Origin of the sequence: Inquilinus sp. CAU 1745, from assembly GCF_039839375.1 — a bacterium.
In the GTDB taxonomy this organism is placed as follows: Bacteria; Pseudomonadota; Alphaproteobacteria; order DSM-16000; family Inquilinaceae; genus JBDOQU01.
The window spans coordinates 121888-134897 of sequence record NZ_JBDOQU010000002.1; the positions used below are offsets into that span (position 1 = coordinate 121888).

General features: G+C 67.6%; 14 protein-coding genes. 3 read left to right on the forward strand and 11 right to left on the reverse strand.

What is annotated here, in order from left to right:
• Positions 1-19 precede the first annotated feature (19 nt).
• From AAFN89_RS02995 to coxB, 9 genes are all read right to left on the reverse strand, one after another.
• A complete protein-coding gene (locus AAFN89_RS02995; protein WP_347535747.1) occupies positions 20-1522 on the reverse strand; it encodes a carboxypeptidase M32 in 1503 nt (500 codons plus the stop codon).
• Positions 1519-2280 (reverse strand): SURF1 family protein, encoded by a 762-nt coding sequence (locus AAFN89_RS03000; RefSeq protein WP_347535749.1) that lies wholly within the window; start codon positions 2278-2280, stop codon positions 1519-1521. The genes AAFN89_RS02995 and AAFN89_RS03000 overlap by 4 nt, the downstream gene beginning before the upstream one ends.
• Positions 2281-2297: 17 nt before the next feature.
• A complete protein-coding gene (locus AAFN89_RS03005; protein ID WP_347535751.1) occupies positions 2298-2669 on the reverse strand; it encodes a DUF983 domain-containing protein in 372 nt (123 codons plus the stop codon).
• A gap of 6 nt (positions 2670-2675) precedes the next feature.
• Entirely contained in the window at positions 2676-3542 is an 867-nt protein-coding gene (locus AAFN89_RS03010; protein ID WP_347535753.1) for a cytochrome c oxidase subunit 3, read from the reverse strand.
• A gap of 42 nt (positions 3543-3584) precedes the next feature.
• Positions 3585-4253 (reverse strand): cytochrome c oxidase assembly protein, encoded by a 669-nt coding sequence (locus tag AAFN89_RS03015; protein WP_347535755.1) that lies wholly within the window; start codon positions 4251-4253, stop codon positions 3585-3587.
• Complete coding sequence (locus tag AAFN89_RS03020; RefSeq protein ID WP_347535757.1) at positions 4253-4384, reverse strand: hypothetical protein; 132 nt, start codon at positions 4382-4384, stop codon at positions 4253-4255. Before AAFN89_RS03020 ends, AAFN89_RS03015 begins: the two co-directional genes overlap by 1 nt.
• 2 nt (positions 4385-4386) lie before the next feature.
• On the reverse strand, positions 4387-5346 hold the full coding sequence (locus AAFN89_RS03025) for a heme o synthase (RefSeq protein WP_347535759.1): 960 nt from the start codon (positions 5344-5346) through the stop codon (positions 4387-4389).
• Positions 5347-5425: 79 nt separating this feature from the next.
• Positions 5426-7018 (reverse strand): cytochrome c oxidase subunit I, encoded by a 1593-nt coding sequence (gene ctaD, locus AAFN89_RS03030; protein WP_347535761.1) that lies wholly within the window; start codon positions 7016-7018, stop codon positions 5426-5428.
• Between the two features lie 25 nt (positions 7019-7043).
• Entirely contained in the window at positions 7044-7919 is an 876-nt protein-coding gene (coxB, locus tag AAFN89_RS03035) for a cytochrome c oxidase subunit II (protein WP_347535763.1), read from the reverse strand.
• 354 nt (positions 7920-8273) lie between these two features.
• On the opposite strand from coxB, the gene tldD reads away from it, so the two are divergent.
• Positions 8274-9710 (forward strand): metalloprotease TldD, encoded by a 1437-nt coding sequence (gene tldD / locus AAFN89_RS03040; protein ID WP_347535765.1) that lies wholly within the window; start codon positions 8274-8276, stop codon positions 9708-9710.
• Positions 9711-9859: 149 nt separating this feature from the next.
• Here the strand turns inward: tldD and AAFN89_RS03045 are convergent, their stop codons facing one another.
• Entirely contained in the window at positions 9860-10393 is a 534-nt protein-coding gene (locus tag AAFN89_RS03045) for a hypothetical protein (protein ID WP_347535768.1), read from the reverse strand.
• A gap of 91 nt (positions 10394-10484) precedes the next feature.
• Between AAFN89_RS03045 and ispH the strand changes: the two genes are divergently transcribed.
• Together ispH and AAFN89_RS03055 are read left to right on the forward strand one after the other, a co-directional pair.
• Entirely contained in the window at positions 10485-11486 is a 1002-nt protein-coding gene (gene ispH / locus AAFN89_RS03050) for a 4-hydroxy-3-methylbut-2-enyl diphosphate reductase (RefSeq protein ID WP_347535770.1), read from the forward strand.
• Positions 11487-11491: 5 nt separating this feature from the next.
• Positions 11492-12547 (forward strand): lysine-2,3-aminomutase-like protein, encoded by a 1056-nt coding sequence (locus AAFN89_RS03055; protein ID WP_347535772.1) that lies wholly within the window; start codon positions 11492-11494, stop codon positions 12545-12547.
• A gap of 8 nt (positions 12548-12555) precedes the next feature.
• On the opposite strand, the gene AAFN89_RS03060 is transcribed toward AAFN89_RS03055, so the two are convergent.
• Positions 12556-12873: a BrnA antitoxin family protein gene (locus tag AAFN89_RS03060; RefSeq protein WP_347535774.1), complete on the reverse strand. Its 318-nt coding sequence runs from the start codon at positions 12871-12873 to the stop codon at positions 12556-12558.
• Between the last annotated feature and the right edge of the window lie 137 nt (positions 12874-13010).

Below are 13010 nucleotides of genomic sequence, written 5' to 3' on the forward strand. Positions count from 1 at the left end.
AGGGATCAATCAGTGGCCTTCAGGCCTCCAGATAGCGCGTCCGCAGGTGCCGCTTGAAGACTTCGGCGTCCAGCGGCCGGCCGGTGGCGCGGGTCAGGAGTTCGTCCGTGGCGTAGCGGGAGCCCTGGCCGTGGACATTTTCCCGCAGCCAGCCGACCAGCGGCGCGAAATCGCCCCGGCCGATGCCGGGCAGGATGTCGGAATCCGCGCGGCAGGCGGCGTCGAAAAGCTGGGCCGCCGTCATCGCGCCCAGCGTATAGGTCGGGAAATAGCCCCAGGCCCCTCCGGGCCAGTGGATGTCCTGAAGGCAGCCCAGCGCGTCGTTCGGCGGGGTCACGCCCAGCATGTCGGTCATCTGGCGGTTCCAGGCCTCCGGCAGATCGGCCAGTTCCATGTCGCCTTCGATCAGCGCCTTCTCCAGCCGGTAGCGCAGGATGACATGGGCGGGATAGGTCGCCTCGTCGGCGTCGACGCGAATGAAGCCACGCTCGACCCGCGTATAGAGGCGATAGAGGTTGTCTGCCTCCCAGGCCGGGCCGGAGCCGCCGAACGCGTCGCGCATCAGCGGCGCGGCGTAGGAGAGGAACTGCCGGGAGCGGCTGGCCTGCATCTCGATGATGAGCGACTGGCTTTCATGCATGCTCATGCCCCGCGCCAGCCCGACCGGCTGATAGCGCCAGTCCGCCGGCCGCCCCTGCTCATAGAGCGCGTGGCCGGTCTCGTGCAGCACGCCCATCAGGGAACTGGTGAAGTCCGCCTCGTCATAGCGGGTGGTGATCCGCACATCGTCGTCGCTGCCGCCGCAGAAGGGGTGCAGGCTGATATCCAGCCGGCCGCGGTCGAAATCGAAGCCGACCGCCTCCATCAGCCGGACGCCCAGCGCCCTCTGGCTTTCCACCGGGAAAGGCCCAAGCGGACGTTCGACCGCCGGCTGGCGCGCCTGATGGGCCAGCGCCTCGTCGACGAAACCCGGCAGAAAGGCGGCCAGATCCTCGAACACCGCGTCGATCCGGTCCGACCGGCCGCCGGGTTCGTAGCTGTCGAGAAGGGCGTCGTAGAGCGGCACGCCCAGCTTCGCCGCCTTCACGGCCGCGATCTCCCGCTGCCGGGCAAGCACTTCCGTCAGCGACGGCAACAGGGAAGCGAAGTCGCTTTCCTTCCGCGCGGTGCGCCAGGCGATCTCGCACCGGGAGACAGCCCTGGAATTGGCCTCCACCAGATCGGCCGGGACGGCGGTGGCGTGGGTCCACAGCCGCGCCATCTCGCCCAAATTCGCGCGCTGCCAGCCGTCCAGCGCATTGTCGGCCTCGGCTTCCGGCAGCAGGTCGCCCAACTCCGGCGCGACCAGCATCTCGTGGCGCAGGACGCTGAGCGTGGCCGTCGTCTCGGCGCGGGCTTCGGCCGCGCCGTCCGGCATCATCACCTCCGTATCCCATTGCAGCGTGCCCAGCGCGTTGTCGAGCTTGGCGATCCGCGCGAAGCGGGCTTCAAGTGTCTGGTAGGCGGTCTGATAGGCGGTCATGTCTCGTGCCGTCTTTCGGGATCGGAGTACCGGGGATCGGAGGGCCGGTGGGGCGGCCGGCGCCAGTGGAAGGCCAGGTAGACGCCGAGCAGCGTCGCCGCCAGCGCGTACCAGGTGAAGGCATATTCCAGATGGTTGTTCGGGATGTCGACCCTGGTCTGGCCGCCGATGGGCAGCGCGCCCGGAGCTGTGGGCGCGGCCTCCAGGATGACCTGAGGCGCGGCCTCCATGCCGGCGGCGTCTGCCATGGCCGGCAGGTCCAGCCAGAACCAGAGGTTGGCGCGCGCGTCGTTCTCCGGCTGCATCCAGCCCTGCCCGCGTGAGACGCGCAGGACGCCCTCCACACGGACCTCCCCCGCCGGCTGGCTGTCGGGCCGCGTCTCCGGCGCGCGCCGGTCGGCCGGAACCCAGCCCCTGTCGACCAGGATGGTCTCGCCCTCACCCGCCGGATCGGTGCGGGCAAGGGGCGTCACCACATGCACGCCGACCTGGCCGTCATGAACGCGGCTGGCGAGGTGGAGTTCGTGATCGTGATCGAAAACGCCTTCGACGAAGACCCGCCGGTAGGCCCATTCCTTCGGATCGTCGAAGGAGGCCGGCATCGCCGTCGGCTCCGCTTCCATGCGGGCGTCGATGGTGGCGATGATGTCCTGCTTCCAGTGCAGGCGCTGGACCTGCCAGGTGCCCAGCCCGATCAGGATCGCGAGCATCGGAATGACGCAGACTGTGGGCCAGAAGGTGGGTCGGAAGCGGGCCATGCCGTTCTCCGGCGGGATCAGCCGCCCGTTTCGAAATCGTCGCGCCGGTGCCGGTACTGGAGCGCCAGCACACAGGCCTTGGCCGGGCGCAGCAGCAGGAGGGCGAGCGCGATGACGAAGATGCCAGCGACCAGCCCCGGCATCCATGCGGGAACATCGAAGGCGCTGTCGATCCAGAAGGCCAGCGGCACGCCTGAGAAGCCCAGGATGAAGATCAGGAAGATTGCCGGCCCGTCGCCGCTGTCATTCTCCCGCAACGCCAGTCCGCAATGCGGGCAATGGTCGACGACGCTGAGGAACCCGTCGAAGACCCTGCCCCGGCCGCAGCGGGGACAGGCGCAGGCCAGCCCCGCCTTCAGCGGCGATATATCGGGATAGGACTCCGCCACCCGGGATTAGTGGGTCGCCGCGCCGGCGCCCCACCAGTAGACGGCCGCGAACAGGAACAGCCAGACCACGTCGACGAAGTGCCAGTACCAGGCCGCCGCCTCGAAGCCGAAATGGCTCTCCTTGGTGAAATGGCCCTGGGTCGTCCGCCACCAGCAGACGGCCAGGAAGATGGTGCCGATCAGCACGTGGAAGCCGTGGAAGCCGGTCGCCATGTAGAAGGTCGAAGCGTAGATGCCTTCGGTGAAGCCGAAATGGGCGTGGACGTATTCATAGGCCTGGAAGCCCGTGAAGAAGACGCCGAGCCCGACGGTGATGGCGAGCGCCTGGGCCGCTTCCTTGATGTGCCCCTCGCGCAGCGCGTGGTGCGCCCAGGTGACGGTGCAGCCCGACAGCAGCAGGATCATGGTCATCAGGAAGGGCAGGCCGAAGGGCGGGACGCTCACGATCCCTTCCGGCGGCCAGACGCCGCCCGTCGCCTCCACCCGGGCGTACTGCCGCGCCTCGTCGATGAACAAATGGGCGTCGAAATAGGCCCAGAAGAACGCGGCGAAGAACATCACTTCCGACGTGATGAACAGCATCATGCCGTAGCGCAGGCCGATCTTGACGATCGAGGTGTGCGCCTTCTCCTTCACCGACTCGTTGATGATGTCGCGCCACCAGCCGAACATCACGCCCAGGATGGAGAGAACGCCCAGAGCCGCCAGCCACCAGCCGCCATCGTGCATGTAGACGACCATGCCGCCCATGAACAGACCGCCCGCCAGCGCGCCCAGCAGCGGCCACGGGCTGGGATTGACCAGATGGTAGGGATGCGGAATCCCGTCCTCGGAGGAGGGAGCGCTGTGTTCGTGGGCGGTGACGTCGCTCATGCCGTTCTCGACCTTTCGACTTCCAAAGCAGCTGACTCTTAATCAGCGGGTCAGCAGGGCCGTATCGGCCCCAGTATCGTCATAGGCGGGCAGGTTCGCCTGCTCGACGCTTCTGTAATAGTCTTCCGTGGCGTCGTCCAGTTCCTCGGAGTCCGACCGGAAGAAGGTGTAGGAAAGGGTGATGGTGTGGACGTCGTCCAGCCCCGGATCGTCGGCGATCGACGGGTCGACGTAGAAATAGACCGCGAAATCCACCTTCTGCCCCGGCTGCAGCGTCTGCTCCTCGAAGCAGAAGCACTGGACCTTGGTGAAGTAGAGGCCCGCCTTGGCCGGGTTGACGTTGTAGAGCGCCGAGCCGGATACCGGCACCGACGAAATGTTCTCCGCCGAATAGTAGATCAGCCCCGGCTCGCCGACCCGCAGTTCGACCTCCAACTGCTCCGTCTCGAACTTCCAGGGCAGGGCGCCGCCGGTGTCGGCCGTGAAGCGGATGCGCATGGTGCGGTCCAGAACCTCGCCCGCCGGGCCGTCGGCGACCTGGGTCGTCCCGCCGAAGCCGGTGACCCGGCAGAAGACATCATAGAGCGGCACGGCGGCATAGCTGACGCCGACCATGAAGACGACGATCGAGAGCAACCCGAACAGCATCGTCGCGTTGCGGTTTCCAGGTTTCCGCTTCGGGTCATTCTCGGGACGGTCGTTCCGGGCCATCACTGGCCTCCCATGCGCACCAGCGCGATCACATAGACCAGGACGACGAACCCCATCAGCGCCGCCAGCACCGCGAGATTCTTGCCGCGCAGCCTGCGCCGCGCATCCTGCCGTTCGCCGTCCTTCGCCATCGTCAGAATATCCCGCCGGAGGAGATCCCTCCGGGCGTGCGGTCGAGGATCAGCAGCGCGAACATCGCGAAGAGATAGAGGATGGAATAGCCGAACATGGCCTTGGCGGCCTTGTGGCCGGTCGCCGCGCCATCCTCCTGCCGGACGCGCCACGCGCTGAGGACGAAGAGCGCACCCAGCGTCACCGCGCCCGCCGCGTAAATCGGTCCGGCGACGCCGAGGAACCAGGGCGCAACGCCGACCGGCAGCAGGCTCAGCGTGTAGGCCATCATCTGGCGCTTGGTCCGCGCCTCCCCGGCGACCACGGGCATCATCGGCACGCCGGCGCGGGCGTAATCCTCATTGCGGAACAGCGCCAGGGCCCAGAAATGCGGCGGCGTCCAGAGGAAGATCAGCAGGAACAGCATGAACGACGCCAAGGTCACGTCGCCCGTCACCGCCGCCCAGCCGATCATCGGCGGGAAGGCGCCGGCCGCGCCGCCGATCACGATGTTCTGCGGCGTCCGGCGCTTCAGCCACATCGTATAGACGAAGATATAGAAGGCGGACGCCAGCGCCAGGATCGCCGCGGCGATCCAGTTGACCGCGATGCCCATCAGGACGACCGGCAGGACCGACAGGAAGACGCCGAAGGACAAGGCCTCTTCCGGCGGGATGCGGCCCTGGGGCAGCGGCCGGCCGCGCGTGCGGGTCATCACGGCGTCGATGTCGCGGTCGAACCACATATTGACCGCGCCGGCCGCGCCCGCGCCGACGGCGATGCACAGGATGGCGGTCAGCGCCAGCACGGGATGGAGATCGCCCGGCGCGACCATCAGCCCGGCCAGGCCCGAGAAGACGACCAGGGTCATCACGCGGGGCTTCAGCAGCGCGACATAGTCGCGCCATGTCGCCTCGGAACCGACGACGGCTCCGGCTTCCCCATGGGGCGAGGCCCCGTCAAGGGCCGCGAGATCAGTCATATCCGAACCTCATCGGCTGGGGCCGCCCGGGCGATTGCCCGGGTGAGCCCAGCCGTCCTTCAACGAACCGGCGACGCCGTCACTTGACGCGCGGCAGCGTCTCGAACTGGTGGAAGGGCGGCGGCGAGGAAACCGTCCATTCCAGCGTGGTGGCGCCTTCGCCCCAGTAGTTCGCCCCGACGCGCTTGCCCCAGACGAAGCTGTAGAGCACGACGAACACGAAGAAGAAGGCCGCGCCGACAGAGATGTAAGCGCCGATCGACGACACCATGTTCCAGCCGGCGAAGGCGTCGGGATAATCCGGGTAGCGGCGCGGCATGCCGGCCAGCCCCAGGAAGTGCTGCGGGAAGAACAGCAGGTTGACGCCGATGAAGGTCGCCCAGAAATGGATCTGGCCCAGAACCTCCGGGATCTGGCGGCCGCTCATCTTGCCGAACCAGTAGTAGAACCCGCCGAAGATCGAGAAGACGGCGCCCAGGCTGAGCACGTAGTGGAAGTGCGCCACCACGTAGTAGGTGTCGTGAAGCGCGGTATCCAGGCCGGCGTTGGCCAGCACCACGCCGGTCACGCCGCCGACGGTGAACAGGAAGATGAAGCCCATCGCCCACAGCATCGGCACGGTGAAGCGGATCGACCCGCCCCACATCGTCGCGATCCAGGAGAAGATCTTCACGCCCGTCGGCACCGCGATGATCATCGTGGCGGCGGTGAAGTAGGCCTTGGTGTCGACGTCCAGCCCGACCGTGAACATGTGGTGGGCCCAGACGACGAAGCCGACCGCGCCGATCGCGACCATGGCGTAGACCATGCCCAGATAGCCGAACACCGGCTTGCGGGAGAAGGTCGACACGATGTGGCTGATCATGCCGAAGCCCGGCAGGATCATGATGTAGACTTCCGGGTGCCCGAAGAACCAGAACAGGTGCTGGAACAGGATCGGGTCGCCGCCGCCGGACGGATCGAAGAAGGCGGTGCCGAAATTGCGGTCGGTCAGCAGCATGGTGATGCCGCCGCCCAGGACCGGCACGGCCAGGAGCAGAAGGAACGCCGTCACCAGCATCGACCAGACGAACAGCGGCATCTTGTGCAGGGTCATGCCCGGCGCGCGCATGTTGAAGATCGTGGTGATGAAGTTCGCCGCGCCCAGGATCGACGACGCGCCGGCAAGGTGCAGCGCGAAGATCGCCATGTCGACCGACGGGCCGGGATGGCCCAGCGACGAGGAGAGCGGCGGGTAGAGCGTCCAGCCCGTGCCCGCGCCGTTGCCGACGAACATCGAGCCGACCAGCAGCGCGAAAGCCGGCACCAGCAGCCAGAAGGAGATGTTGTTGAGGCGCGGGAACGCCATGTCCGGCGCGCCGATCATCAGCGGCACGAACCAGTTGCCGAACCCGCCGATCATCGCCGGCATGACCATGAAGAAGATCATGATGAGGCCGTGGGCGGTGATCCAGACGTTCCACATCTGCCCGTCGGCGACTATCTGCAGCCCCGGGTGATGCAGCTCCAGGCGCATCAGCAGGGAGACGACGCCGCCGACCAACCCGGTGATCACAGCGAAGATCAGGTAGAGCGTCCCGATATCCTTGTGGTTCGTCGAAAACAACCAGCGGCGGATGAAGCCGGGCTTATGGTCGTGATGGTCGGCGTGCGCCGCGCCGTGAGCTGCCATGATGGCGTTCCTTCCCGCTTCGCGCTTACTGCTGGACATTCAGGGCGAGCTGGCGCTTGGCCATCGCCTCTTCCCAGGTCATCGTCAAAAGAACCGGCGGTTCCTCAAGATCAAGGCCGGCGGTCTGTTCGACCACCCAGGCGTCGAATTCCTCGCGGCTGACGGCGTGGACCTCGATCGGCATGAAGGCGTGGCCGGTGCCGCAGACTTCGGAGCACTGGCCGTAATAGATGCCTTCTTCCTCGATCCGGACCCAGGTCTCGTTGGTCCGGCCGGTGATGGCGTCGGTCTTCACGCCCATCGACGGCATGGCCCAGCTATGCAGCACGTCGCCGGCGGTGACCAGGATCTGGATGTCGGTGTCGACCGGCAGCACCACCGGCGCGTCGGTGGACAGGAGCCGCACCTGACCTTCGGCCAGATTTTCCTCTGGCACCAGGAAGGACTGGAATTCGGCGATCTGCTGGTCGGGATATTCATAGCCCCAGTACCACTGGTAGCCCTTCGCGATCAGCGTCATCTCCGGATCCTGCGCCCGGTCACCGTAATAGAGCAGGCGGAAGGACGGGATCGCGATGACCAGCAGGATCAGGACCGGCACCACCGTCCAGACGACCTCGACCAGCGTGTTGTGGGTGGTCTTCGACGGGGTGGGATTGCGGCTCGCGCGGAAGCGGTAGCCGACATAGATGAGCAGGCCCAGCACGAACAGCGAGATGACGGAGATGATCACCAGCAGCAGGTGATGGAACTGGTGCATCTGCTCGGCGACCGGAGTCGCCGCCGTCTGGAACCCAAGCTGCCAGGGCGTCGGCTGGCCCACGGCGTCCTGCGCGGCGGCGACGCCGGCGGTGCCGAGAAGGGCCAGGAGCGCGAACACGGCGAGTCGGAAAGATCGCATCCCTATTCACTCTTTCTTCCGGGGCGGCGCCGGAGGCGGCCGAACCCTAACCAAGCACGGACGGGCCGGGACAGGGCGTGTCCGGCCGCGGGCGGGTTATAACCGTCCGCCCCCTGCCCGAGAAGCCCTTTCACGCGCAAAATCCGCCGAGGGCCGCCCCGAGGAGGCTGCCCGTCACCCCGACCCTAGCGCAAGGCGGCAGGATTTCCCAGCGATCGGCCATCCGCGCCGCCGGCCAAAAGGTCGCATGCCGAACGGTCCGGATGGGGCCCGGGCGGGGCTCAGGTGGTTGCGTCGGGCCGCCTCGCGCCCCACTCTCTTCCATGAAACGGAATCGATCGGAATCGCCGCCCCATGACCGCTCTCGCCCAGACAGATGATTTGTTCTTCGCTCGCGCCGGCCTGGACCGGCAGCGAATCGACAGGCTGGTGGCTGAGAGCCTGGACGGCGCGGACGATGGCGAGCTTTACCTGGAATACCGCCAGTCGGAGGGGCTTTCCTGGGATGACGGCAAGCTGAAAAGCGCCAGCTTCGATACCTCGCAAGGGTTCGGGCTGCGGGCCGTGGCCGGCGAATCGTCCGGCTACGCCCATGCCAGCGAGGTGAGCGAGGAGGCGATCCGCCGCGCCGGAGAGACGGTGCGCGCCGTTCATGCCGGCCATGGCGGGACGGTCGCCGCACCCCCGCCCGGCACCAACGCCCGCCTCTACACCGACGCCAATCCGCTGTCCGACGTGCCGTTCGAGACGAAGGTCCGGCTGCTGGCCGATATCGACGCCTATGCCCGCGCCAAGGATGCCCGTGTGCGGCAGGTCAGCGCGTCGATCAGCGGCGAATGGCAGGCGATCCGCATCGTCGGCGCGGACGGGCGGCATGCGGCGGACATCCGCCCGCTGGTCCGGGTCAACGTCTCCGTGGTGGTCGGCGAGGGCGACCGCATGGAATCCGGCAGCCACGGCGCCGGCGGGCGCACCGGCTACGACCTCTATCTCGACCCCGCCTTCTGGCGGAAGGCGGTGGACGAAGCCTATCGCCAGGCGCTGGTGAAGCTGGACGCGGTCGACGCGCCGGCAGGGGAGATGACGGTGGTGCTGGGGCCTGGCTGGCCGGGCATCCTGCTGCATGAGGCGATCGGCCATGGGCTGGAGGGCGATTTCAACCGCAAGAAGACTTCCGCCTTCTCCGGCCTTCTGGGCCAGCGGATCGCCGCGCCCGGCGTCACGGTGGTCGATGACGGAACCATCGGCGACCGGCGCGGAAGCCTGACCATCGACGATGAGGGGACGCCGACCCAGACGACGACGCTGATCGAGGACGGCATCCTGGTCGGCTTCATGCAGGACCGGATGAACGCCCGGCTGATGGGCATGAAGGCGACCGGCAACGGCAGGCGGGAAAGCTACGCCCACCATCCGATGCCGCGCATGACCAACACGGTGATGGCCAACGGCGCGCATGACCCGGCGGAGATCCTGGCGTCGGTGAAGAAAGGCCTCTACGCCGTCAATTTCGGCGGCGGACAGGTCGACATCACCAACGGCAAGTTCGTCTTCTCAGCGTCGGAGGCCTATCTGATCGAGGACGGCAAGGTCGGCGCGCCGGTCAAGGGCGCGACGCTGATCGGCAACGGGCCGGACAGCCTGACCAAGGTCGGCATGGTCGGCAACGACATGGCGCTGGACCCCGGCATCGGCACCTGCGGCAAGGAAGGCCAGGGCGTTCCCGTCGGCGTCGGCCAGCCGACCCTGCGCATAGACGGCCTGACCGTCGGCGGCACGGCGGCAGGGTGAGCGGCCGACGCGTGCGGCGTCGAACCAACCAACCGCCCCTCACCCTCCCGCTGCGCGGGTCCCTCCCTCTCCCCTGAGGGGCGAGGGTGAAGTTGTTAGCCCTCGCCCCTTTGGGGAGAGGGTTGGGTGAGGGGGGCGTTGGTTTGGACCTACCGCCGGTTATAGTCGAGCTGGTCCGGCGTCAGTTGAAAGCCGACCAGCACGTTGTATTCGTCACCGGCCGCCGGCGTGTCGAGGGGGATCTGCTGCTCCAGCTCCTCCCGCACGCCACCCCGCGCCGCTGGACCCTGCAAGGCGATCTCCGTCGTGAAGATCTCCTTCGCCAGGAAATCGCCGGCCGGGTCGGTGATGGCGACGAAATAATCGAGGCGCGCCACGTCGCCGGTCCCGGCCGGGCCGCGCGCCGCCGCGATATCCACAAGAAGGTCGACCGTGACGCCCTCATCATTGTATTCGCAGCCGCCGTCGAAGCCCAGGATCACGCCGCGCATGGCGACGTCGGTCAGGTCCCGGTCCTCGCCGCTGAACTGCGTCACTTCCGACGCGTCGCCGACGATCTGGACCTGCGGGCAGCCGGTGGCCGTGTTCGCCGCCGCCATCGGATCGTCGTCGGCGCAGGCGGCCAGGAGCAGCGCGGTCATGGCGGGTAGGGCGATGCGGGCGGTGCCGCCGACTTTTCTCATGCGCGGGCCTATATTAGTGTCCGGGCCGTTTCGCGGATCGGCGGGGGCCGACGGCGCGACCTCGGAATTCCATGGTGCGGGACTTTAGGCAATGGTTTCAGAGCATACAAGGCCGGCCGGCGAGGTTCCGGCAGTGGGGCCGGCGGCGGAGCGGCAGCCCCTGACGGTCGTGCTGGCGGCCCCGCGCGGCTTCTGCGCCGGCGTCGACCGGGCGATCCAGATCGTGGAGCGGGCGCTGGAGAAATACGGCGCGCCCGTCTATGTCCGGCATGAGATCGTCCACAACCGCTTCGTCGTGGAGAGCCTTCAGGCGAAGGGCGCGGTCTTCGTGGAGGAGCTGGACGAGGTGCCGGTCGACGTGCCGGTGGTCTTCTCGGCCCACGGCGTGCCGAAATCCGTCCCGGCGGAGGCGGAGCGGCGCAACCTTCTCTATGTCGACGCCACATGCCCGCTGGTCAGCAAGGTCCACCGTGAGGCCGAGCGCCACCACAAGAACGGGCGGCTGGTCATCCTGATCGGCCATGCCGGCCATCCGGAGGTTATCGGCACGATGGGCCAGTTGCCGGAGGGGGCGGTGGTGCTGGTCGAAACGGTGCGGGACGCCGAGGCGCTCGAGGTCGCCGATCCCGCCAACGTTTCCTTCGCCACCCAGACGACGCTGTCGGTGGATGACACCAAGGACATCGTCGAAGTCCTGCAGCGCCGGTTTCCGGAGATCGACGCGCCGAAGAAGGAGGATATCTGCTACGCCACCACCAACCGCCAGCAGGCGGTGAAGGCGGTGGCGGCCGGCAGCGACGCGGTGCTGGTGATCGGCGCGCCGAACTCATCCAACTCCCTCCGGCTGGTCGAGGTGGCGGAGCGGTCGGGCTGCCCGCGCGCGCGGCTGGTCCAGCGGGCGACCGACATCGACTGGGGCTGGCTGGACGGCGTCCGCCGGCTGGGCATCAGCGCCGGGGCCAGCGCGCCGGAGGTGCTTGTCGACGAGGTGATCGCGGCCTGCCGGGAGCGGTTCGAGGTCACGGTCGAGGAGGTGGCGACGGCCCAGGAGAACGTCGTCTTCAAGATGCCCAAGGTTCTGGAAACCGCCTGACCGTCATGAGCGTCACGCTAAAATCCCGCACGGCCCGCGACGCGGCGGCGCTGATCGAGGCCGGCGCGGCGCCGGAGGCGCGGCGGGCCGAGATCGAGGCCGTGGCCGAACGCTACGCCGTCGCCGTGACGCCGGCGATGCTGGACCTGATCGACGCGGACGATCCGGAAGACCCGATCGCGCGGCAGTTCGTTCCTTCGCTGGCGGAGCTGGACGCCCGGCCGGAGGAGCTGGCGGACCCGATCGGCGACGAGGCGAGGAGCCCGGTCAAGGGCATCGTCCACCGCTATCCCGACCGCGTCCTGCTGAAGCCGATGCATGTATGCCCGGTCTATTGCCGCTTCTGCTTCCGGCGGGAGAAGGTCGGGCCAGGCGGCGAGGCCCTGGGCGAAGCGGAACTGGACGCCGCCATCGCCTATGTGGCGGAGCGTCCGGAAATCTGGGAGGTCATCCTGACCGGCGGCGACCCGCTGATGCTGTCGCCCCGCAGGCTGAAGCACATCTTCTCCCGGCTGGACGCCATTCCGCATCTGGGGGTGGTGAGGTTGCACAGCCGGGTGCCTGTGGTCGACCCGGCGCGGATCGACACGGCTCTCCTGGACGTGCTGTCGGGGGCGGAGAAGACGGTATGGCTGGCCGTCCACGCCAACCATGAGCGTGAACTGACGGAGGAGGCTCGGGCGGCGCTGAAGACGCTGCATGGCGCGGGCGTTTCGCTGGTCGGCCAGACGGTGCTGCTGCGCGGCGTCAATGACGATGCGGCGACGCTGGAGGCGCTGTTCCGCGCCATGGTCCGGGCGCGGATCAAGCCCTACTATTTGCACCAGGGCGACCTCGCCCCCGGCACCTCTCAATTCCGCACCGGGATCGAGGAGGGGCAGGCGCTGATGCGCCGGCTGCGCGGCCGCCTCTCCGGCCTGGCCCAGCCGACCTATGTGCTGGACATCCCCGGCGGCCACGGCAAGGTCCCCATCGGTCCGGCCTGGCTGGAGGGCTCCGACGCCGAAGGCTGGGTGGTGGAGGATGTGAACGGGGTGAAGCGGCGGTACCGGCCGGCGTAGAGGTCGGCCTATCGGCGTTGTTCGTAAAACGCCCTCAGGATGGCGTTCATCCGCGTCTGGTAGCCTTTTCCCTGCGCCTTGAACCACTCCAGGACATCGGCGTCGACCTTCATGTGAATGTCTCGCTTGGGTTTCGGCAGGCCGATCTCCACGGTGCTCCAGTCGATATCGACATCCCCGGCATCGGGGTCGCGCGCGACCGAGGCTTCAAGGGAATCGTCCCGTTGCGCGTCCACGCGGTTCCAATCGGTAAGGCCCTCGCCCCTGCGGCGCCTGGCGGCCAGTTCATCCGCCGAATAGCGCCTGATGCTTGCGTCTTTCGCCATCTCTCGCCCTCCGTGCTCTGATAAGGCGTATCGATTCGCCTCTGAATGTGCAGACAACGGCGATCAACCGTCCTTCCACGCGCCCCACCACGACCCAGCGATCTTCGTCCGATCGATGAGACTCGTATCTGTAGACC